Below are 22770 nucleotides of genomic sequence, written 5' to 3'. Positions count from 1 at the left end.
TCATTCCGCTTTATTAATTTTAACTTAGCCAATATGTTTGTATTCGAAAATAAAATACGTGTACGCTACGCTGAGACAGATCAGATGGGATACATGTATTATGGAAACTATGCCACATATTACGAAGTTGCCCGCACCGAGATGCTTCGAAGTACAGGTATCTCTTACAAGGAATTAGAAGACATGGGCGTAATGATGCCTGTGGTCGAGATGCAGACTAAATATCTGCACCCTGCAAAGTACGACGACCTTATTACAATTAAAACTAGCATTCGTGAATTGCCTAATGTTCGTATCTGCTTCGAATACGAACTATATAATGAAACGGGCGTACTATTGAATACAGGTAAGACCCTGCTCGTTTTTGTGGACATGGCGCGGAATCGGCCTTGCCGGGCCCCAGAAATATTTATGGATAAAATAAAGCCTTACTTCCGGTACGATGAAAAATGTCCATAATAGACTCCTAAACGTAAAAATCTACGATAACTTTATCGAGTGGACAAAGGCTGCCGTGTTACCTGGGTTTGGTTCGCTGCCATTATATACTGTGTTTGCTTTTTTCTTCCAAGAAATTGCGCGGGAATCAATTATCAATAAAGCCTCTTCCCTGGCGTACAATTTTATGCTGGCCATATTTCCCGGAATTATCTTTCTCTTTACCTTAATCCCCTACATTCCGATAGACGATTTTCAGGATCAATTGATGGAACTGATACAAGTTGCGCTTCCGTACAATGTCTTCGAATTTTTGGAGATGACGCTCAATGACATCATTAAAAGACAGAACAGCGGACTACTTTCGGTTGGTTTTTTACTCAGTACATTCTTCGCCACTAATGGGATGACCACACTGATGATGACATTCAATAAGTCTTCACTATCACAAGAGAATCGAAGCTGGGGACAAAAGCGATTGGTTGCGATTTTGCTGTGCCTGGCCATCGTGCTTGCATTGGCCACAAGCATTGCCTTATACGCGGGTTCTAATTACTTATTAAGCTCCATGCGCAACAGAATTGATTACGATCTAAACTGGGTCTGGCGCTTCATGATACCAGCGGTACGCTGGGTCACATTGTTTGGCGTATATTTTTTCACGGTGAGTCTGGTGTACAAATTCGGGCCTAGCAATCGCTCTCGTTGGAAGTTCTTCACCCCAGGTGCTACCCTTGCGACCATCCTGGCTATATTGACCTTCTCGGCATTTGCATTCTATATTAATAATTTTGGCGCTTACAATAAACTATATGGTTCTATTGGCACGTTGATCGTCGTGATGATATGGATGTACCTCAATGCGCTAATTCTTTTATTGGGCTTCGAGTTGAACGCGGCCATTGCCCTTTCTAAACAGAGCATTAAAATTGTACGGCCTCGTACATACAATTCCTTTAAGTCAGATACCAGAGAAGGTGATCAGGAGTAACAAGGGATTAAGCGCGTTATCGCGCTATCTTTTTTTGAACATAAATAGTTGTATATAAAAGTTTTTTGTACTTTTGCAGTCTCTGCAACGCAGGGAAAAGGAGAAAATTAATTAATGGCAAAAAAACAAGAAGCAGAAAAAGAATTAGCAGCGAAAAACGCAGAGCTACAAGGTGCTGACACTAAAGTAGTGAAAGACACTGAAACCATCGAATCTGAAGCAGATTCAAACCTAATCAACGAAATCAAATCCAGTGCATTGAGTACTCCAGAGCAGGACTTTGACTGGGATTTCGATGAAAAAGCCTTCGGTAACTACAGCGAGGCTGAGCGTACTAAACTAGAAGAGCAGTACGCTGGTACATTCAATCAAATTAACCAAGGTGAAATTATTGAAGGTACTGTAGTATCGATCAATAACAAAGACGTGGTATTGAATGTTGGATTTAAATCTGATGGTTTGGTAGCACTTTCTGAGTTCCGCGACCTTCCTGAGTTAGCTGTTGGCGACACGGTAGACGTATTTGTTGAATCTCAAGAGGATGCAAACGGTCAATTAGTATTGTCACGCAAACGTGCTAAGACACAAAGATCTTGGGAAGCAATCAACGAAGCTTTGGAAAATGATGCAATCATTGATGGTTTCGTGAAATCACGTACCAAAGGTGGTTTGATCGTGGACATTAAAGGTGTAGAAGCTTTCTTACCTGGTTCACAGATCGACATCAAGCCTATTCGTGATTACGATATCTATGTAGGTAAAACAATGGAGTTCAAAGTGGTGAAAATCAACCATGAATTCAAAAACGTTGTCGTATCTCACAAAGTGTTGATCGAAGACGATTTGGAGAACCAAAAATCCGAGATCGTTGCGAAATTGGAAAAAGGTCAGGTATTGGAAGGTACTGTTAAAAACATCACAGATTTCGGTGTGTTCATCGATTTGGGTGGTGTGGATGGTCTATTGCACATTACAGATATTTCTTGGGGTCGTATTGAGCATCCAAGAGAGGTTCTTGCATTGGATCAGACAATCAACGTGGTTGTTCTTGACTTTGATGATGAGAAAAAACGTATCGCTCTTGGTCTGAAACAACTTTCTGAGCATCCTTGGGAATCTTTAAGCACTGATCTAGAAATCGGTTCTAAAGTAAAAGGTAAAATCGTAACTGTTGCAGATTACGGTGCTTTCCTTGAAATCATCCCTGGTGTTGAAGGGTTGATCCACGTATCAGAAATGTCTTGGTCTCAAAACCTACGTTCTCCTCAAGAGTTCTTAAAAGTAGGTGATGAAATCGAAGCGCAAATCTTGACTTTGGATCGCGAAGATCGCAAGATGAGCTTAGGTATTAAACAATTAACTCCAGATCCATGGCAAAACATCGCTGAGCGTTACCCAATCGGGTCTAAAGTGAAAGCGGCTGTTAAAAACATGACTAACTTCGGCGTATTCGTTGAGTTAGAAGATGGTATCGATGGTTTGATCCACATCTCTGATCTTTCTTGGTCTAAAAAAATCAACCACCCGAACGAATTCACTAAAGTAGGTGAAGAACTAGAGGTTGTTGTATTAGAGCTTGACGAAGAAAACCGTAAATTGTCTCTAGGTCACAAACAATTGGAAGAAAATCCTTGGGATACTTTCGAAACTATCTTCACAGAAGGTTCTCTTCACGAAGGTACAGTGATCAAAGTAGGTGACAAAGGTGATATCGTTGCACTTCAATATGGTGTAGAAGGATTCTGTCCATCTAAACATGCTGTTAAAGAAGACGGTAGCGTATTGAAAGTAGACGAAACCAATGACTTCAAAATCATTGAATTCAACAAAGAAAACAAGCGTTTGGTAATTTCTCACTCTCGTATCTGGGAAGATAAGAAATCTGAAGCTCGTGTAGAAGAATTCAACGCACGTAAGAAAGAGGCAAAAGCTGCCAACACTGCTGTGAAAAAAGTGAAGGATTCTGTTGAGAAATCTACTTTAGGTGATCTAGGCGTATTAGCTCAGTTGAAACAACAAATGGAAGGCGACGAGAAAAACTCTAAATAGTTTTTGATCGTAACCGAATCATTTTAAATACTCGAAACCCTCCGCAATGCGGAGGGTTTTTTCGTTATATTCGTTTTACATAAACCACTAATGGTAAGACGTATGCACAACCTTCCTCTAATCAATATCGCGGCACTACATGTGCTGATAGCACAAGGCAAATCAGTAGTACTGATCGATGCCACAATCGACAAAGTCAATCAACGTATTGATGCGGACGGTGCTACGCCAGAATTGATTCCTGATTCCGTCTTTATGGATATCGAGGAGAAGTTTTCAGACCATAGCAATCCATTGCCACATACCTTTGTCGACGCGGCAAAATTTGAAAAGGAAGCGCAAGCATTGGGTATTAATCGAGATTCTATTTTGGTGATATACGATCGTTGGGGCGTGTATTCCAGTCCGAGAGCTTGGTGGATGTTTCGCGCCATGGGTCACGAGAATACGTTTGTATTACAAGGGGGATTACCCGCTTGGAAAGAACAGCATCTTCCTATAGTATCCAAACATCTGGATACAGCAACATTGCCCCACGGGAACTTTATCGCCAATCCACAACCAAATTTTTGGAAAAGCAAAGCAGAAATCTTAAAAGGATTAAAAGATCAGGAAAACACGATTATCGACGCCCGCAGCGCTAGTCGCTTTGCAGGCACCAGTCAAGAGCCTCGTGCTGGTTTACGATCGGGACATATTCCCGGTGCACAAAATCTTCCTTTCGACCAAGTATTGTCAGACATACAATATAAAGATTCGTCAGCGCTAAAGGCTATCTTCGATCCGTTGATCGGAGAAAAACCCGTTGTCTTTAGCTGTGGATCGGGCATATCCGCCGCTATTATCGCATTAGCGGCTTACCAATTGGGTTACGAAGATCTTGCTATTTACGATGGATCATGGGCTGAATGGGGCGCAGATGAAAATGTGCCGGTTGAGAGAGATTAAACTTTCGCAACTCAGAAAACCCTATGCAGAAGCACCTGGCAAAGGCACATAATCTTCGTCGCCAACCACAGTTGGAAATTTGCTCTTGAACTAATCTTTCCAGTTCCTGCTCACCTACACTCTTGTTTGAATTTTAAACAAGAGAAAATAAGCTCTTTTTTTCTAATAGATCTTATTTCTGTCCGTACTGAGATCATCCGTCTGTTGCAAAATAGTACCCAAGGATTTATGGATTTTTCCATAAATCAGCATCCCTTCATAAAAATTGTGTATTTTTTATTAAAATCTGAATCTTTATTATGCGACATATAGCGATCATTTTTTTAGCAATATTACCAATCCTGTGCTTCGGTCAAGACATAGACACGCAATGGAAAGAGGTCGACCGATTAATAAGCATTAAAAACTACCAACAAACGCTTCCTATAATACAGGCAATAAAAAAGTTCGCAAAGACCAGTGGAAATAGTCCGGAATGGATAAGGGCAGTATTGGCTGAGCATCACGGATTGACCATCAACATGACTGAAGACTCCGCGTTCTACCGAAAGCAAAATCATCTAATAACCCACATCGGCGAGGCAAGTGGTGTAGAAAAAAGTATACTGCAAAATATGTACGCATCATTCCTCCTACAAAACATAAATAGGCGTCGTGTAGAGGAAGCTGAAGGCTATTTAAGCTGGGACGCCAAGCAAAGAAACGGATACATAGACTCCCTCTTCCGCATTTCGTTAGCAGATAAATCTGCTTTAATTGATGAAACAGTAGCATCATGGAAGACGATCGTCTCTGATTTGAAGAATCAATCCATCGCGCCTACCATTTATCACCTACTAGCCTACAATTATCTGGATTTCTTTGATTTTTACCATACGACAGACGCCGACCAGAAAAAAGAGCTGATCCAGATTTTGCAAGATATCAACAAAGAAAAAAGCTACGATGATGCGTATGCTTATTTGCTATTTAGACCCTATGCTATGCTCGGATCTTGGGATATTCGTCAGCATTCGAAGGAAATTGAAAAGATGCTCCAAGATCATAAGGCACAGTATAACGCACATATCCTACTTTTCATAGCCAACGCGGAGAAAGGGGAAGGAAAGAATAAAGAGGCGATGGAATATGTACATCAGGCGATGAATTTGTATCCAAATTCACCTTGGATAGAAGATGTTAAAGCCTTGTATAAAACGATAAACCGATCATCCGTTTATATCGAAGCTCCTCCTATCAGCCCAAGTGATATGTACACACCGATCAAACTGATGGCGCAGAATACAGATCGGGCCTACGTACGTGTTTACAACGTAAGCACCACACCAAAAAAATTCGAATTATTTCGATCAAGTTATGATACGCTCTCCAATAATGTGACGATTAATGCTCCATTGGTTTACAAAGAGCAAATCATACTAAAATCATTTGACGACTACAATCAACATAGCACAAACTACAAAATAAATCCATTGCCCTACGGCAATTATAAAATACTGATCGCCAATAATCCTGACTTTAAGGACAACGGACAGGGTGAGGATGTATCTGAAACAAATTTGGTAGTGAGTGACCTTTTCATTTCTCCAACGATCAAAAACAAAGATATTTATCCAAAACAAGACCATTTCAACGTCTTGCTAGCTAACCGAAAGAACGGCAGTCCATACAAAGATCAGGCGATCGAATTGTATGCTCAAAATGAAAAAACGCTAACGAAAATTCAAACGCTTAAAACCGACAAAAACGGGGCATTTAACTATTTAGCAGATGGCGAAAAGCATCGCCGTGGTCTGAATGACGTGCTCCTATTCGTTCCCACCGAACAACAGCTTATTCCTTTGGACTATTTTTATAACATCCCTACGCGAAATATTGCTGACAATGACTCAGGAGATGAGATAAAAGAAAACGCGCTGATTATGACGGATCGCGCGATTTACAGACCGGGGCAGGAAGTGCTTTTTAAAGCAACGATTTACACAGAAGATGTACTGAAAGGTAAGGTGGTACAGGATCGTTGGGTAAATATCGTCTGTAAAGATGCAAACCAACAAGCGATAGATACCCTGAAATTGAGCACAAATGCATTTGGTTCCGTTCACGGTAGTTTTCGTATCCCCAAGAACACTTTAAATGGCGTATTCTTTCTCGAGGTGCACAAGGAGGATATGCTATTATCCCGAAAGTCGATTCGAGTAGAAGAATACAAACGGCCCACCTTCGCCGTACGTTTTGAGGAGAATAACAAAACCTATTCAAAGCAGGATACGGTTGTATTCAGCGGAAAAGTAGAAAGCCTTTCCGGAGTAGCACTGCAGCAATCGACCGTAAAATACCGTATTCATTTTCGCGATCCTAGAACATATGGCAAAATTGTGCATCTCGATAGTACGACCCTTACCAACGAAGACGGAAAATTTTCTATACAGATCGCTTTAGCAGATTCGGCTTTTCAAAAGCTAACAGACTTTGAACTCCAAGTGCATGTTGAGGCGATCAACCGGACTGGAGAAATCCAGACGGCAAATACCGCCTACCGGTATTCAGACAATCCCTTACGTATTACGGTAAATTCACTCCCGAGCGTCTTAGAAGGTCAATGGAAAACAGTCATCATTCGCACCACTAATCCTAATGGAAAGCCGCTCCCGGCAACTGGTGTGGTGAATATCTACAAATATGAGAATCCGTCTATTATACAGATGGATCGAAAACCATTTGATTTCAATGCGGAATATCACCTTCTGGACACCACAGATTACGAAAGACAATTCCCATGGTACTTTGATAAGGTCGATCTATTTCCTGAAAGACCTAAGAAGCATGTGGCTACTTACCCCTTTGATAGTGAAGGGTCGGATACTATTCGTGTAGATTTTACATATACATACGGTTCCTACCTGATAGAGGCATTTAGCTATCAGCAATCAGATACTGTGCGGACTACCAGCCGCGTTAACGTCCTTTCCAAAGAAGACCGAAAAATATCAGACAAAGACTTTCTAATCATCAGACCTGACCAAGGTGAGTATTCCTTAGGAGAAAAAGTGACGCTCCATTTCCAGACGGATTTTGAAAATGCGTCGGGCGTATATATATGGACCGTACTCAAGGACGACACGAACAAAGCGACATTTGTGCCTTTCTCAAAAGGCCACGCGACATATACACATACGATTACCGAAAAGGATGTTAGGTACAATACCTGGTTTGAAGTGATGATGATCCATGAAAATAAAATGATAAATCGTCGCGCAGACATCCCACTCAGTAAAGCCGACAAATCCTTGGATATACAGCTCAAAACCTTTCGCGACAAAATAACACCGGGACAAAAAGAAACGTGGAGCTTCACGGTCAAAAACAAAGACAAAGCCGTTGAAAGCGAATTATTAGCCACTATGTACGATACGGCGCTAGATCAGTTTGCCGATCATCAATTCCCTGATGCATTCCCCAGCGGACAGTATCGGCAGTGGTATCAAGTTTATTCAGGTTGGACACTAAACAATTTCACTCGTAAAGCATGGAGTAATACGCTCTTCCAAACCCCACCCCCCTCCTACGATATCTTTGTCCGTTCGCCAAACTTCCGCGACTACGGCCTAATGCACACACAAAATCTCATGTATGGAACACATCGTAAACAATACATGGCCTCCTCAGGAGGTGCAGCACCGATGGGCGACTTTGCGGCTAAAAGAGTGGAAAGTCAAGCCTCTGGGATAATGATTCGTGGAAACAACACCACATCTACCCCTAGCCAACAGCAACTCGTAATCGTCGATGGTTTAGTGGTGAATGGCTTTGATCACAATAGTCTTGATGCCGACAGCGTGCATGAGATGACTATCTTAAATGGTGGTGAAGCTACAGCCCTTTACGGTGCTCGTGCAGCCAACGGTGTGTTGGTCATCACGACGAAAGAGGGTTTTGAAAGTGAAAATAAACTTAATGAAGTACAGGCGCGTGCAAATCTACAGGAAACCGCATTTTTCTATCCCGATCTGCTAACTGACAAAGATGGAAACACCACCTTTACTTTTGACAGTCCTGAGGCGATGACTCGCTGGAGATTGATGCTCTTTGCGCATACTGAAAACCTGATGGCCGGCGCTGCATCTTTCTACACTCGGACGCAAAAAGAATTGATGGTACGTCCAAACCTACCACGATTCCTGCGGGAGGGTGACGAAATTGTGATCAAATCGGACATTCAAAACCTCAGCGAGCTTATTCAAAATGGCTCCGCACGACTAGAAATCATTGACCCCGAAACGAATGCAACTATTTCTTCGGCATTCCTGACGGATAATGGAAAACGCGATTTCACCACTCAACCGAAACAAAACTACACCGCATCATGGACCTTGACCGTGCCAAAAGGCTACGCCGTCGTACAACTTAAAGTAGTGGCCGCTACCGCAGAGTTTTCAGACGGAGAGATACATGAACTGGCGATTTTGCCAAATCGTATCTTGATTACAGATACTAAAAAAATCATGTTGGATAAGGACCAAAGCCAGGACTTAATCATTCAGGCAAAGGACAAAGACAATTTACAGGCAAAGATCCAAGTACAAAGCAATCCAATTTTGGAAATCATCTCCGCTTTGGATTACCTGAAAAACTACCCTTACGAGTGTAACGAACAAATAGCTAGTAAATGGTACGGGTTGAAGATGATACAGTACATCAACAAAAAATATCCCGCTATTGCTACCTATTTTAGCAGGCCTGATCCTGACGACACAGAGTCCAAACTAGAAAGCAACAGCAATCTGAGCGAACTACTTATTACGGAAATGCCTTGGGTGCGACAGATACAAAATGACAGGCAAAAAGTGAGGTCATTGGCTACCCTTTTTAACAGTGATCTCGAGTCGGAAATTCTGCTACTAGAACGAAAATTAACAGGAAATCAAATGGAAAATGGTGCTTTCAGCTGGTTTGAAGGTGGTAAATCCGACCTAAGCATTTCCTTACGACTGTTGGAGATATTTGGTAAGGTCAACAAATTGGATGCAAAACTAATCAACCCGTCTATTCAGGGTATTAGCGAAAAAATCATGCAATTCGCAGATCAAGACACCGCCATTTATGGGTCAAAAGCAGCCACAAACCTGGTGCTTGATTACCTATATACTCGTTCCCTGTGGAATGATCGACAAGTGTTACCCGCTGCACAGGTTGAGCAACTCCGTAAACACATTGATCTGACTGCCACGTACACCGCTAATCAACCCGCGGGTTTGGCGGCAAAAGCTTGGTTGATCAATGCCTCATACGACTATCGCATTGCCAGCATAGAGGTCAAAAATCGGATAACCCAGGAAGCGATTCATGATAAAGATCGGGGAACTTATTGGGAGAGTAATACGGCGCATTATAATAGCATGAGTTTACAAAGCTACATGGTAGAAGCGTACCAGCAGTTGGATTCTTCGAAGCTAGAGCAAATTACCCAATGGATTTACTACAATAAACAGCAAAGCAATTGGCAAACAACCTGGAACACGGTAGATGCCGTATATGCGTTGCTCTTAGCCAATGATCCTAGAGATTTTGTGTTAGATAATGCGGTTACCATCGAAATAGATGACACGCTTGCCGTAGTTGAGAATAAAGTCTTGGGACAAATAAGCACCACCTTAAGTCCTGAACAATTGGTAAAAGACCGCACTATTCAGATTTTGAACACGAACAACCGGAAAATATACGGTGGCATCTATCATCAATACTTTTTGCCACTAGATAAGGTGCAAAAGCAAAAAAGCGAACTCTCGGTATCCAAAAAATTCTTGGTGAAGAATGGAACAGAATGGGAAGAAACGACCTCGTTCAAAAAAGGGGACAATATTAAAGTGCAGCTCACGGTGGTAAACAATGCACCACTTAGCTACGTGCACCTTCGTGACAGTAGAGCTTCCGGGTTTGAACCAATCTATCAACCGTCTGGTTACCAATTCAGGAAAGGGTATTACTTCACCATCAAGGATGCGTCCACCAACTATTTTTTCGACTACCTTCCGAAAGGTCAACATGTCTATGAATACGAAGTAAAAACAAATAACAATGGAACATTTAGTAGCGGCATCACTCAAATCGAGTGTATGTATGTCCCTACGATAAATGCAAGGTCGGAAAATGTGAGACTAACCATTCGCGATTAGTAACGATCATTAGGTGTCACCTAATTTCTGTGACACCTAATTTATTTTCTGTACAAGCATCAGAACGTGCCTTTACAGATTAAAACAGCTTTTTTAAACTAGCGATAAAAAACAGGCTGGCCTACTTACTTAGATGCCCCAGGTAAAGGCACATAACCATCGTCGCCAGGCACGGCGGGAAATTTGTGGTCTACCCAATCTTGCTTCGCTTGATCCAAAATCTCTTTGCTGGTGGCCACAAAATTCCAGGAGATAAAGCGTTCTTCGGGAAATGGTTCACCACCAAAAATATACACTGTAGTGTTGGCTTTCATACTAAATGTACACAAGTGAGCATCCTTGGTAATCAGAATTTGTTTTGGCCCATAAGCGTGCTCTCCACTTTCAATCTCTCCCTCCAGAATGTACAAGCCGCTTTCTCCATACAACTCGCCACGGATATCAATTAATGTATCGTGTTTCGACTTTATCTCCAGCATGTACAACTTGCTATATACAGGTACTGGAGATCTACTGCCGAAAGCTTCCCCAGCGATTAATTTATAGCTGGCATTATCGTCTTCCCAAGCAGGGATATCCTTTGCTTCCGTATGATGAAACTCCGGATCCATAAATTCCAGTTCTTTAGGCAATGCCACCCAGATCTGCAGCCCATGCATGTATTTATCTTTCGTGCGCAAATGTTTTGGAGTACGTTCGGAATGGACGACGCCTTTCCCAGATGTCATCCAATTGACCGCACCCGGGGTAATCTCCATAGCGGTTCCAATACTATCTCGGTGAAAAATAGCACCATCGAACAAATACGTTAACGTGGAAAGCCCAATATGCGGATGTGGGCCAACATCTAAGTTTTCGTGATCTGCCAGACAGGCAGGCCCCATATGATCTATAAATACAAAAGGCCCTATAGATCTCTTCTGACGGAATGGCAATAATCTTCCGACAAGAAAATTGCCAATATCGGCCGCCTTTTCCTCGTGTATAAAATCAATATTAGACATATCTTATCAATTACTGGTTGTCTAAAGATAGTCCATATATTTTGAATTTCCATGCTGTCGTGCTATCGCACGACAGCATGGATTATTATTCTACTCCACCGCCTAGGGCACGATACAAATCCGTGATCGCTTGTAATTTTTCACGCTTGATGTTAATGGCTTCCAGTTCATTTTCCAACGCGCTATTCTGCGCCGTGATGACTTCAAGATAGGTCGCCATACTGCTTCGGTACAGAAGCAAAGCATCGTTGGTTGCCTTGTCTAAGTAGCTTTTCTTCGCTTCGACTAATACGAGACGTTCATCTGCATGGTTAGACATGGCTAACGCATCCGAAACCTCTCCTACTGCCGTCAACACCGATTGTCGAAATTGGACAGCTGCTTTTTCTTGCTCGATCTGAGCAATCTCGTAAGCCGTTTTCAACTCTCTTTTTTGAAAAATGGGTTGCGTTAAATTCCCCGCTACCGTCTTCACAATCGAACCGGGTAAGTCAAACCAAGTGTTGAACCGAAAGGAATTGACACCGATTGAAGGCGTCAGACTTAAAGCAGGATACATCGCTGCCTTAGCCAATCCTGTTTGCGCATTTGCGCTGATGATAGCATATTCTGCCGCTTTCACATCCGGTCGCCTGCTGAGCAATAACGCCGGCACGCCGGTATCGAAAAATTCTTCGGGCATGGCTGCCTTCAGGCTGCCCGCACGTTCCAACGCAGAAGGAAAACTACCACATAGGATATTGATCGCATTTTCCTGTATGGCTATATTTTGTTTAGCCAGAGGAATCAACAGTTCAGCGGTCTTCTTTTGGGCTTCTGCTTGATCTAAAGCCAAAGAACTGGTCATAGCAGATTGATATTGTAGCCTTATCATCGCCAAGGTGCTGTCTCCCAGCGCGACATTACGTTGCGCCACCTTCAGCTGTTCATCTAACGTGATGAGGGAATAATAAGCCTGTGCTACCTGCGCTACAATTCGGGTTTTCAGCGCATTCATATTCTCTCGCTGCGCAAAATAACTAGCCCATGCACCTTCACGTTGCATCGGTACTTTGCCCCATATATCTGCTTCCCAGGAAAGCCGAAGTGTCGCCGTATAATCATCCATGTAGGGAGTGCCCAAAAACTGTTCGCTCAATGAACCATTTAGGGAGTTACGCGAAAGCCACATTCTATTTGCTCCAACCGCTAAATCCAGCGTGGGCAGCAGTTGCAGTTTGGCTTGTTTGTACGTTAACTCTAACTGATCCATGGACAACTTGGCCACCATAATATCGTTGTTATGTTCCAATGCCCTATCGATTAAGGATAACAGAATCTTATCCTTAAAAAATATGTTCAAAGGTAATAATACGCTATCAGCAGTCACTCCCGAGATCTCTTCTCTATAATTTTCTGGCAAGTCCAATTCTGGTCTTGCATAGTTGCGTCCTACCTGGCACGACGTCAGCACAATGGCTATCGCCATGACGGACAGAACGGATTTTGTTAGCTGTCTCATCGTTTTAATCTTTTGTAGGTGTAACTTTAGGTTTTCCTGAAACCAACTCCTGTAGGTATTGGAAGAAAATGTACAATATTGGAATGACGAAAACCCCTAATATTACACCGCTCAACATGCCCATAGCAGCTCCAGTACTAATCGACTTATTTCCCGAAGCTGAACCGCCTGTAGCGAGCATCAAAGGAATCATACCTGCAATAAATGCGAGAGATGTCATGATAATCGGGCGAAGCCGAGCTCTGGATCCTTCTAGTGCCGACTCCAAGATAGAGAGGCCCGCTTTGCGTCGCTGTACCGCAAACTCCACAATCAAAATAGCATTCTTGGCTAATAATCCAATTAGCATGATGAGACCTACCTGCACGTAAATATTATTATCTAATCCTATCGCCCGTATACCTAAGAATGCGCCTAGTATACCGGTTGGAATAGAAAGTAATACGGCCAATGGCAATAGATAGCTTTCGTACTGTGCAGAGAGCAAAAAGTAAACAAAGAGAATACTTAGCATCAGAATGACCAGCGTTTGATTACCCGCCGATTTCTCTTCTAAACTTAAGCCAGTCCACTCAAAACTGTAATCGCCAGGCAATTTGCTCAATACATTTTTCTCTAAATCATCCATGATCGCCCCATTACTCGTCCCTGGATTGGCTACGACATTAATAGTGACCGAATTGTATAAGTTGTAGCGGTTGACGGACTCCGGACCATACACTTTGTTCAAGGTTACCATGGATTTAACAGGTACCATCTCTCCCACGTCATTGCGTACAAAGATTTCATTGAAAGCTTCTTCATCTGTTCTAAAAATACCATCGGCTTTGATGTTAACGCGGTAAAACTTACCAAAACGAGTGAAGTTCAACGACTGATCTCCTGCAAAATAGGTTTGTATTGCGCCTAACATAGCGCTGACATCAACCCCAATTTGGGCGGCTTTATCTTCATCCACTTCTAATTCGAATTGTGGAAAATCAGCTCTAAACATCGTATACGCATACTGTACACCGGGTTGTTGCATAATCTGTCCAATCACTTCATCTGCTCTTTCTTTCAAAGCAGTCGGGTTATTGCCCATGCGATCTTGTAATACCAACTCCGCTCCCGAGGTCATTCCATATCCATCTACCGGCGGCGAGCGGAAAGCCATGATAGTACCCTCTTTTACCCCAGCAAATTTGGCTGAAATGATACCCAAGATCTCATCGATATCGTTGATCTCACCCCGATCCTTCTTGTTTTTTAATTTGACAAATCCCATCGCATAGGCTGGTCCAGCACTATTACTCAAGATATTGAAACCCGTAATACCCGAATTACTCTCTACCGCTTCCATATCCATCAGAAGAGCGTTGATCTTCTCTGCCACTACCGTAGTACGATCTAGCGCAGTACCTGGAGGCATACTCAAACTATAGACGATGAAATTATCATCCTCCATCGGCACAAAGCTGCGGGAAGTACTATTCATGATATAAATCGCTCCTGCCGTAATCAACGCGATAAAACCGGTAGCCAGCCATTTTCGTTTAGCCAAAAATTGTACGCCGACGACATAACGATTTGTCATGTGGTGGAAACTGGTATTGAAAGCTTTGAAAAAACGGCCTCCAAATCCTGCTTTTTTGCCCTCGTCTTCGTCGCCGTGATGTTGATTTTTCAACAATAAAGCACACAGCGCAGGAGTCAATGTCAAGGCGTTAATGGCCGATATGATAATCGCGATCGCTAAGGTATAGGCAAACTGCTTGTAAAATATTCCGGATGATCCGGTCATAAAACCGATCGGAATAAATACCGCGGACATCACCAAAGTAATGGAAATTACGGCACCGGTGATTTCGCTCATCGCACTATGTGTTGCTTCCCGCGCGTTCATGGTAGAACTTTCCAGTTTACCATGTACTGCCTCGACAACGACAATCGCATCATCGACGACAATACCAATCGCCAGCACGAGTGCAAATAAGGTGAGGATGTTGATGGTAAAACCAAAGGCTAACAAAAAGAAGAAAGTACCCACAATAGCCACTGGAACTGCAATGGCAGGAATAATAGTAGACCTCCAATCTTGAAGAAAAAGAAAAACCACTACGAATACCAGCAAAAAGGCTTCGATCAAAGTAGATTTAACTTGCCCCGTTGCCTCGTCCAAGCGTTCTTTGGTACTCATCAAGCTGCTTTGGTTGATACCCGGAGGGAATCTTTTAGCGGCATTCGCTAACTCTTCTCGCACGCCAATTTCAATCTCGTTGGCATTGGAACCAGAAGTTTGCAGAATGGCAATAGTGACGGCATTCTTACCATTGAAACGATTATCGCCACTGTAACTAATGGATCCGAACTCTACCCGAGCCACGTCTTTTAACCGTACCAGATCTGTACCATTTCGTTTCACGACGATGTTTTCGTACTCCTCGGGCTGTGTTTTCTTTCCTTTATACCGAATTACATATTCGAGTGCTGCTTCCGACTCTTCCCCCAGCTTTCCGGGCGCCGACTCCAAACTCTGTTTAGCAATAGCCGCTGTCACATCGTCGGGCACCAGATTGTAACTAAACATCTTTTGCGGATTTAACCACACGCGCATCGAATAATCTTTTGCCCCAAAAACCTGTGCTTGCCCCACTCCCGGCACCCGTTTGATTTGTGGTATCAGGTTGATATTGGCATAATTTTGCAGAAAAAGCTCATCGTACCGATCATTATCTTCGGTGTATATACTGAAGATCATAATCATGCTGTTTTGCTGCTTCGAAGTCGTTAACCCCATTCGAATCACCTCCTGCGGCAGGATCGGCGTAGCTTGTTGCACACGATTCTGCACATTTACTGCTGCCTGATCCGGATCTACGCCCTGCTTGAAGACAACACGCACGGAAAAAGTTCCATCATTACTGGCTGTGGAAGTGATGTATTCCATATCCTCCACCCCATTGATTTGTTCTTCCAATGGTGTTACGACCGAGCGCAACACGGTCTCACTATTTCCGCCAGGATAACTTCCTGACACCTGCACCGTAGGCGGCGCTATATCTGGAAACCGGGTCTGCGGTAAACGCAAAAGACCAATCACTCCCAGGATGACAAATATGACTGATATGACCGTCGCCAACACGGGCCGGTCGATTATTCCTCGTATCATGGATACTATTGCTTTATACTATGTTTAGAGATAGATACTAATTTTTGAGCGTGTCTGCCGCAAGGGTTGGCTCCACCACCATGCCTTCATTGAGCACATCAATCCGGTTTAGGGCTATTTTTTCACCTTGCTTGAGTCCGGATTTCACAATATAATTGTTGCCCGACTTGCCGGTGATATCTATTGGCTTCATCACGACCTTATTGCTGTCTGCCAAGGAGAACACGAAGAAGCGGTCTTGAATATCGCGCACACTAGCCATTGGAATGGTCAGCGCATCAGCAATGGTTCGCGTCAGGATTACCTTTCCGGCACCGCCCGAGCGTAAAGCTTTATCCGGATTTGGGAACGTGGCTTTCATTGCGATGCTACCCGTGGTACGATCAATATTTCCACTGGCTATTTCCAATCGCCCCGGATGCGTATAGGTAGTACCATCTGCCATAATGAATTTCACGGCATCGATCCCCTGATCGGTTTTACTGTCCTTTACAAAAGCGATAAAATCTGCTTCCGTTAGGGAAAAATAGACATTAACTTCGTTGATCTCCGACAGCGTTGTCATAGGCGTAGCATCATTAGGGGTTACCAGATTACCAATACGCTTAGGAATACGACCTATATAACCACTTACCGGCGCTTTGATCAAGCTGAAGTCGGCATTGATCTCGGAAGATCCGAGTGCAGAACGAGCCTGAGACACCTGCGCTTTAGCCGCGGCATAAGTGGCCTCTGCTGCTTCAAGCTGCAACTCCGTGTAGACCTTGCCGGCAACCAAAGGCCGTACTTTCTCTAATTCAATCTTGGCACTCTGCTCTGCTGCCAATGCGGCCTCGTATACTGCGCGGCTGCTGTTTACTTGCTCGTTGAACACATCGGCTTTAATGCGAAACAGCGATTGTCCTTTCTGCACATATCCACCTTCCTGCACAAAGATCTGATCCAGATAACCGCTCACCTGAGCTTTGATATCTACATTTACAATTCCTTCAATCGATCCTGGGTATCTCTTTTCTACCTGTGCTGACCCGGAATGCAATGCTAGAAAGTCAACATCGGGCGTGGCCGGTGCTGGTGCTGATTCTTCTTTCGTTCCGCAGGATATCAAAATTCCAAAAGTGGCCAGACCCCATGTGAAGATCATCATTATTCTGTTCGCGAGGATACGCTTTTTCATATCGTAAAATTCTATTTTGAAATGCAAAATTAAGTAAATAGGTAAATGTAAATGTCAGCCAAGTTTACCGAAGTGTAAAATTTGGGTACTCAAGCGATACCCTAAGGATTCTGAAGTAACGGCTTATTTTGAATGAATAGTGAATTATTAATAATTCAACCAATTTTTAAATAGGGATGCCTTTTCGCGGCTGATGATCACCTCTAATGCTGGATTCTGTTTAATATCTACTTTAAGCTTACCATTGAAATAATTATGCACTTGACCTATAGCATCGACACATACGATGAACTGACGATTAGCGCGGAAGAAAACCGAAGAATCCACCTGTTGCTCTAACTCTTCCATCGTTAAAGGAATCACTTCCTCACTACCATCTGAAAGACGTGCTCTTGTAATTTTCCATTCGGAATAAAAATAAATGACATCCTGCACTAAGATGGATTTATACCCATCCTTATAGGGAAGTAAAAAACGCTTGCGAAAAGGCTTAGGTTGAAAGAAGTGGATCAAATCATCTAAAGCATGCTGGTTTAATACACTCGGATGTTGCTGAGATTCCAATTTCTCCAACGCGGCAGACAGTTCTTCTTTCTCCACAGGTTTTAGCAAATAATCAATGCTGTTGTGTTTGAAAGCACGTACTGCATACTCGTCATACGCTGTGGTAAAAATAATAGGACAATCAATTGGTTTGCGTTCTAAAATTTCAAAACTCAATCCGTCGGATAATCGCACATCCATCAGCATAACATCTGGGCAGGCATTGGCTGCTAACCAATCCAGTGTTTCGGAAACGCATTCCAATACACCAATCACTTCGGCTCTCGGCCTAAGCTCTTTAATTAGTCGCTTTAAGCGGTCTGCATTCGGTTTTTCGTCTTCAACGATGAGTATTTTCATAATTTAAACAGTGGAAGTGTAACGGCGAAAGTATCTTCATCCTGCTGAATATTAGGCTCTGCTGTAGATAGTAATTTGTATCTACGTTTAATATTCTTAATACCAATTCCAGATGATGGAATCTCTTTTCCTAGCGGAAGAAGCGTATTTTCTACTAGTAATTCTCCAGCATCTGTGGTATGTATTCTTATCTGCAACGGGTCTCGTTTGCTCGTTTTGTTATGTTTTAAAGCATTTTCTACTAAAAGCTGTAAAGTAAGCGGCGGCAAGTGATAAGAACGGTATTGAGGATCTACCTGTATATCAAACTGTACACCATCGCCAAAACGCTGCTGTATGAGATAGCGATAAGGTGTTAGAAACTTTAACTCTTCATCAAGTGTAAGCACATCTTTTTTAGCATTGACCAAAAGGTACCGATAAATTCGGCTAAAATTCTCGGCATATTCGTATCCTACCTGCTGGTTTTCCAAAATAAGCTCTGAAAGTACGCTGAGATTATTAAATACAAAATGAGGATCTATTTGGAGCTTCAAGGATTGCAATTCTGCCTCCATGGCTACTTGGCTAAGTTCTGCTGAGCGGATAGCCTCGTTCTTCCAGTTTACAACAAGATAATTCCCAATATTGATTCCCATGATCATCAAGGAGATCACAATACTCACTAACACCCAACGCAGCATTTCCCGCGTTTCCGCTTCCATGGCTAACGGATTATTGTCTGCAATAGGCTGATCTGCAAATATATAAGGACAAATCAGACTGAATAATTGATTAATCAGCATGACGACCGTAAGGTTCAAGATTGTTTCGGCAGCAAGCCTCTTCCCCGGATACTGCGTCCAGGAGATCTTTGTATTCAGCCATTTACCAATATTAATGCTCGACTCGGATATTAGAAAGCAAAATAATAAGGATGTCATCAGATCTAAAAGCACCTGATCACCAGGACGCGTGAAGAATGTATCCCAATAGACAGAGAATGGATCCATCAAGTATACCACTAGGTACAGCAGGAGAAAAGCAGACACTACGTAGATTATCCGCTTGGCCGTGTTATTCAGGAAGCTATCTCTGGTATTATTCATTCATCAAATTATTTATTTTCAGGTTACCGATTACCCACAATACAAATTTGCAAATTTTAACCCTTGCGTACAGCCTAATATGACCAAAGCTCCCATATATTAAACTGAAAACGATGATTAACAGACTGAAGCGTAATCAAAAATATACCGTATTTACACGATAAACCTGCGTTTATTACGGTATTTAGCAGTTAATACTACGTAATAGCATGGGTAAATGCTGCGATTGGCATCGACTTTGTAACTATCCGATACAATACATTAGCACATTTTTTTACACAGCATATAATAAGCATCAGTCATCCACCCCCCGGATGACTTTTGTCTTTTAAAACCTTTCTTTTCTAATGCTTACCTTCTCATAACCCGGTTTTCAAACGCCTGCTTGGTAATTAACGTTCAAGATTAATTGTCAAAATTTTGTCTAAAAACTAAATTTTTTCAAAAAGATTTGAATAGTGTACTTTTTACACTATCTTTGTGTCATCATAATTTAGGTTTATAATTGGTTAGTAAAGGTTTTCATTCTCCCCGTTTGAAAACCTTTTTTTATGCCCCGGAAATAACATTTTTACTCACTTCTTGTTCTTTCAACAGTATTTATATCACTCACAAATAGATAGACAACATCATGAGAACAAATTTATTAGGTGCAACGCTACTATTCAGCACCCTGATCGTTACGTCGTGCGACAACACGCAAGAAAATAAAAAGGGTACAGACCAAATTGAGGAACAAAATCGCTCCTTTGATCAAACGCCCGATCTCCAGGACAGCGTACAATTGGATTCCATTACGGGAGATTCTGTGGATTACAATAAGCCGGAATCACCGCGTATGTAAATTGATCTACTATATCTATGCCAGTATCACGACCTTTTTTCGTGATGAAAAACAAATGAATTTTTGTGGCGTTCGAATGCCAAATGCCAACTATATCGTGACAAAGCCTTTCAAATCGATCCCAAAAGATTTGTTAAATTTGCTGGCTCATTGATCCTGGTATTTACAATTATGAAAAAGATTTCATTTCTTATTTTCTGGTATGCACTGGCATGCTGTATCACTTCTAATTCTTACGCACAGGTGGAACGACCAAAACTAGTGGTCGGTTTAATGGTCGATCAGATGCGATGGGATTACCTTTATCGTTTTGCTGACCGATATGGAGATGATGGGTTTAAACGATTGTTAAAACAAGGATTCTCCTGTGAAAATACCCTGATCAATTATGTACCTACTTTTACTGCAATAGGACATAGCTCCGTATATACGGGCTCGGTTCCCTCGATTCATGGGATCGCGGGAAATGACTGGATTGAGCAAGCTACTGGACAATCGATGTATTGTACCGAAGATGATCTGGTCAAAGGCTTGGGAGCAGATGGCAAAGAAGGACAGCAATCACCGAGGAACCTATTGGCTTCTACCGTAACTGATGAGTTGCGCTTAGCTACCAATTTTAGATCGAAGGTGGTGGGAATTTCCATTAAAGATCGCGGGGGGATATTACCTGCCGGTCATCTGGCGAATGCAGCTTACTGGTTTGATAGCAAATCAGGCAACTGGATTTCCAGTACATTTTACATGGATGCGCTACCCAAATGGGTCAATAATTTCAACAGTCAGGATTTAGCCACCAAATACATCAACCAAGATTGGAATACACTCTATCCAATCAACAGCTATGTCAATAGTATTGCCGATGACAATATTTATGAAGGTACGTGGCCTGGTGAAGATAAGCCTGTATTTCCGAGAAAGACTTCTGAACTCGTTAAGGACGCAGGTTTGGAGTTGATAAAAACGATGCCGCAAGGCAATACTTTCACATTAGATTTCGCGAAGGACGCTATCAAAAATGAACAACTGGGCAATAATCCAGATGCACAGACAGATTTCTTGTGCGTCAGTCTATCCGCCACTGATTATATCGGCCACCGATATTCACTGTCTTCTGTGGAGATTGAAGACACTTACCTGAGACTGGACCAGGACATTGCTGAATTTTTGAAATACCTGGACGACACCGTCGGTGAGGGAAATTACACTTTTTTTCTGACAGCAGACCACGCAGTTTCGTACAATCCATTGTATTATACCGATCAAAAAGGAAGCGGAGGGTATTTATTTAGCCGGCAAATTCAACGCAACTTAAACGAAGTACTAAAGGAGCAATTTGGTCAAGACGGGCTTGTGATTAGCTTAACGAATTATCAAGTACATCTTAATAATAGCTTAATAGATTCTCTGAGCCTTGATGATACTGCTATCCGAAATAGGGTGATCAAAACCCTGAATAAGGAAGAAGGAATTGCCTACGTTGTTGATTTGGAAGGTCATCAAAACATGTTGCTTCCAGCTCCACTGCGCGAGAAGATCATTAATGGTTATAATCGCAAACGAAGCGGATCTATACAAATTATCGTAGACCCGCAATGGTATGCTGGCACACCACGCTCTCCAGGTACTACACACGGCGTCTGGTCACCTTATGATTCTCATATTCCGTTGATTTTTATGGGCTGGGGAATTCCACAAGGGAAAAGTAATAGGCCGGTAGAAATTATTGACATCGCGCCAACTATATCTTCGCTGCTACATATTATGGAGCCAAACGGTAGTATTGGCAAGCCGATTACAGAAGTACTAAGCCATTAAATAATAAAGCCTCCATCGAAAACGATGGAGGCTTCACACATTTAATATTCAAACACAATCGACCAATTATATTAATCGTTAGGGCATCAATACGTGATCAATTACATGGATCACGCCATTAGATTGGTTTACGTCTGCAATAGTGATTTTAGCATCTCCACCTTTGCTATCTTTGATGTATAAATCCTTATCTTTTTTCCAGATGGTTAGTTTCTCTCCTTGAACCGTAGTCAATTGTGCTTTACCATCTTTGTCCAACTTTTTCCAGATTGCTTTTGCATCCAATTTACCCGGTACCACATGGTAAGTCAAGATATTTGTCAACATTGCTTTGTTTTCTGGCTTAACTAAGGTTTCTACCGTACCAGCTGGAAGCATATCGAATGCAGCATTTGTTGGTGCGAAAACAGTGAAAGGCCCTTTACCGGATAATGTTTCTACTAATCCCGCTGCTTTTACCGCAGCCACCAATGTGGTGTGGTCTTTAGAATTAACCGCATTTTCTACAATATTTTTCGACGGATACATTGGAGCTCCTCCTACGGTAACCGTTTTTTCTTTCATTTGTGCTTGCACATCTACTGCTTGTGAGGAAAGTGCCAGTGCTAAAACTGCTGCACTCCATAATGTTGCTTTTTTCATGATAATATTTTTATAGAATAAATTGTATTGTTGTTTCTCT

14 protein-coding genes are annotated in these 22770 nt (G+C 42.3%); 7 read left to right on the top strand and 7 right to left on the bottom strand.

The features are described from left to right. Nucleotides 1-33 precede the first annotated feature (33 nt). From M8998_RS15320 to M8998_RS15300, 5 genes are all read left to right on the top strand, one after another. Nucleotides 34-459 carry an acyl-CoA thioesterase gene (locus M8998_RS15320; RefSeq protein ID WP_249994390.1) on the top strand — a complete coding sequence of 142 codons (426 nt, stop codon included), beginning with the start codon at nt 34-36 and terminating at the stop codon, nt 457-459. After that, nucleotides 443-1429 (top strand): YihY/virulence factor BrkB family protein, encoded by a 987-nt coding sequence (locus tag M8998_RS15315; protein WP_249994388.1) that lies wholly within the window; start codon nt 443-445, stop codon nt 1427-1429. The genes M8998_RS15320 and M8998_RS15315 overlap by 17 nt, the downstream gene beginning before the upstream one ends. A 114-nt stretch (nt 1430-1543) precedes the next feature. Beyond that, entirely contained in the window at nt 1544-3478 is a 1935-nt protein-coding gene (rpsA, locus tag M8998_RS15310; protein WP_249994386.1) for a 30S ribosomal protein S1, read from the top strand. A 102-nt stretch (nt 3479-3580) separates the two neighbouring features. Beyond that, entirely contained in the window at nt 3581-4426 is an 846-nt protein-coding gene (locus M8998_RS15305; protein WP_249994384.1) for a sulfurtransferase, read from the top strand. A gap of 299 nt (nt 4427-4725) precedes the next feature. After that, nucleotides 4726-10602 carry an alpha-2-macroglobulin family protein gene (locus M8998_RS15300; protein ID WP_249994382.1) on the top strand — a complete coding sequence of 1959 codons (5877 nt, stop codon included), beginning with the start codon at nt 4726-4728 and terminating at the stop codon, nt 10600-10602. 125 nt (nt 10603-10727) lie between these two features. Here M8998_RS15300 and M8998_RS15295 read toward each other — a convergent pair whose 3' ends face one another. The 6 genes from M8998_RS15295 to M8998_RS15270 form a co-directional block, all read right to left on the bottom strand. Further along, the gene (locus M8998_RS15295) at nt 10728-11606 is read right to left on the bottom strand and encodes a pirin family protein (RefSeq protein ID WP_249994380.1); all 879 of its coding nucleotides are present in this window, start codon (nt 11604-11606) and stop codon (nt 10728-10730) included. A gap of 85 nt (nt 11607-11691) precedes the next feature. Further along, nucleotides 11692-13107 carry an efflux transporter outer membrane subunit gene (locus M8998_RS15290; RefSeq protein ID WP_249994378.1) on the bottom strand — a complete coding sequence of 472 codons (1416 nt, stop codon included), beginning with the start codon at nt 13105-13107 and terminating at the stop codon, nt 11692-11694. Between the two features lie 4 nt (nt 13108-13111). Next, nucleotides 13112-16258 carry an efflux RND transporter permease subunit gene (locus tag M8998_RS15285; protein ID WP_249994376.1) on the bottom strand — a complete coding sequence of 1049 codons (3147 nt, stop codon included), beginning with the start codon at nt 16256-16258 and terminating at the stop codon, nt 13112-13114. A gap of 37 nt (nt 16259-16295) precedes the next feature. Then, a complete protein-coding gene (locus M8998_RS15280; protein WP_249994374.1) occupies nt 16296-17435 on the bottom strand; it encodes an efflux RND transporter periplasmic adaptor subunit in 1140 nt (379 codons plus the stop codon). 147 nt (nt 17436-17582) lie between these two features. Further along, the gene (locus M8998_RS15275) at nt 17583-18338 is read right to left on the bottom strand and encodes a LytR/AlgR family response regulator transcription factor (RefSeq protein ID WP_249994372.1); all 756 of its coding nucleotides are present in this window, start codon (nt 18336-18338) and stop codon (nt 17583-17585) included. Further along, nucleotides 18335-19426 carry a sensor histidine kinase gene (locus M8998_RS15270; protein WP_249994370.1) on the bottom strand — a complete coding sequence of 364 codons (1092 nt, stop codon included), beginning with the start codon at nt 19424-19426 and terminating at the stop codon, nt 18335-18337. Before M8998_RS15270 ends, M8998_RS15275 begins: the two co-directional genes overlap by 4 nt. A gap of 631 nt (nt 19427-20057) precedes the next feature. Here M8998_RS15270 and M8998_RS15265 point away from each other — a divergent pair. Together M8998_RS15265 and pafA are read left to right on the top strand one after the other, a co-directional pair. After that, nucleotides 20058-20270 carry a hypothetical protein gene (locus M8998_RS15265; protein WP_249994368.1) on the top strand — a complete coding sequence of 71 codons (213 nt, stop codon included), beginning with the start codon at nt 20058-20060 and terminating at the stop codon, nt 20268-20270. 171 nt (nt 20271-20441) lie between these two features. Continuing rightward, on the top strand, nt 20442-22088 hold the full coding sequence (gene pafA, locus M8998_RS15260) for an alkaline phosphatase PafA (RefSeq protein WP_249994364.1): 1647 nt from the start codon (nt 20442-20444) through the stop codon (nt 22086-22088). Nucleotides 22089-22166: 78 nt separating this feature from the next. Here the strand turns inward: pafA and M8998_RS15255 are convergent, their stop codons facing one another. Next, nucleotides 22167-22730: a fasciclin domain-containing protein gene (locus M8998_RS15255; protein WP_249994362.1), complete on the bottom strand. Its 564-nt coding sequence runs from the start codon at nt 22728-22730 to the stop codon at nt 22167-22169. Nucleotides 22731-22770 lie beyond the last annotated feature (40 nt).

Origin of the sequence: Sphingobacterium sp. lm-10 (assembly GCF_023554555.1) — a bacterium.
GTDB lineage: Bacteria > Bacteroidota > Bacteroidia > Sphingobacteriales > Sphingobacteriaceae > Sphingobacterium.
This window is presented reverse-complemented; position numbering and strand designations above follow the sequence as displayed.

Excerpts from the sequence above, each read along its gene's own strand:
- M8998_RS15270 (WP_249994370.1), bottom strand. The coding sequence starts at position 19,426 with ATGAATAATACCAGAGATAGCTTCCTGAATAACACGGCCAAGCGGATA.
- M8998_RS15320 (WP_249994390.1), top strand. The coding sequence starts at position 34 with ATGTTTGTATTCGAAAATAAAATACGTGTACGCTACGCTGAGACAGAT.
- M8998_RS15315 (WP_249994388.1), top strand. The coding sequence starts at position 443 with ATGAAAAATGTCCATAATAGACTCCTAAACGTAAAAATCTACGATAAC.
- M8998_RS15290 (WP_249994378.1), bottom strand. The coding sequence starts at position 13,107 with ATGAGACAGCTAACAAAATCCGTTCTGTCCGTCATGGCGATAGCCATT.
- M8998_RS15300 (WP_249994382.1), top strand. The coding sequence starts at position 4,726 with ATGCGACATATAGCGATCATTTTTTTAGCAATATTACCAATCCTGTGC.
- M8998_RS15285 (WP_249994376.1), bottom strand. The coding sequence starts at position 16,258 with ATGATACGAGGAATAATCGACCGGCCCGTGTTGGCGACGGTCATATCA.
- M8998_RS15255 (WP_249994362.1), bottom strand. The coding sequence starts at position 22,730 with ATGAAAAAAGCAACATTATGGAGTGCAGCAGTTTTAGCACTGGCACTT.
- M8998_RS15265 (WP_249994368.1), top strand. The coding sequence starts at position 20,058 with ATGAGAACAAATTTATTAGGTGCAACGCTACTATTCAGCACCCTGATC.
- pafA (WP_249994364.1), top strand. The coding sequence starts at position 20,442 with ATGAAAAAGATTTCATTTCTTATTTTCTGGTATGCACTGGCATGCTGT.
- M8998_RS15305 (WP_249994384.1), top strand. The coding sequence starts at position 3,581 with ATGCACAACCTTCCTCTAATCAATATCGCGGCACTACATGTGCTGATA.
- M8998_RS15295 (WP_249994380.1), bottom strand. The coding sequence starts at position 11,606 with ATGTCTAATATTGATTTTATACACGAGGAAAAGGCGGCCGATATTGGC.
- M8998_RS15280 (WP_249994374.1), bottom strand. The coding sequence starts at position 17,435 with ATGAAAAAGCGTATCCTCGCGAACAGAATAATGATGATCTTCACATGG.
- rpsA (WP_249994386.1), top strand. The coding sequence starts at position 1,544 with ATGGCAAAAAAACAAGAAGCAGAAAAAGAATTAGCAGCGAAAAACGCA.
- M8998_RS15275 (WP_249994372.1), bottom strand. The coding sequence starts at position 18,338 with ATGAAAATACTCATCGTTGAAGACGAAAAACCGAATGCAGACCGCTTA.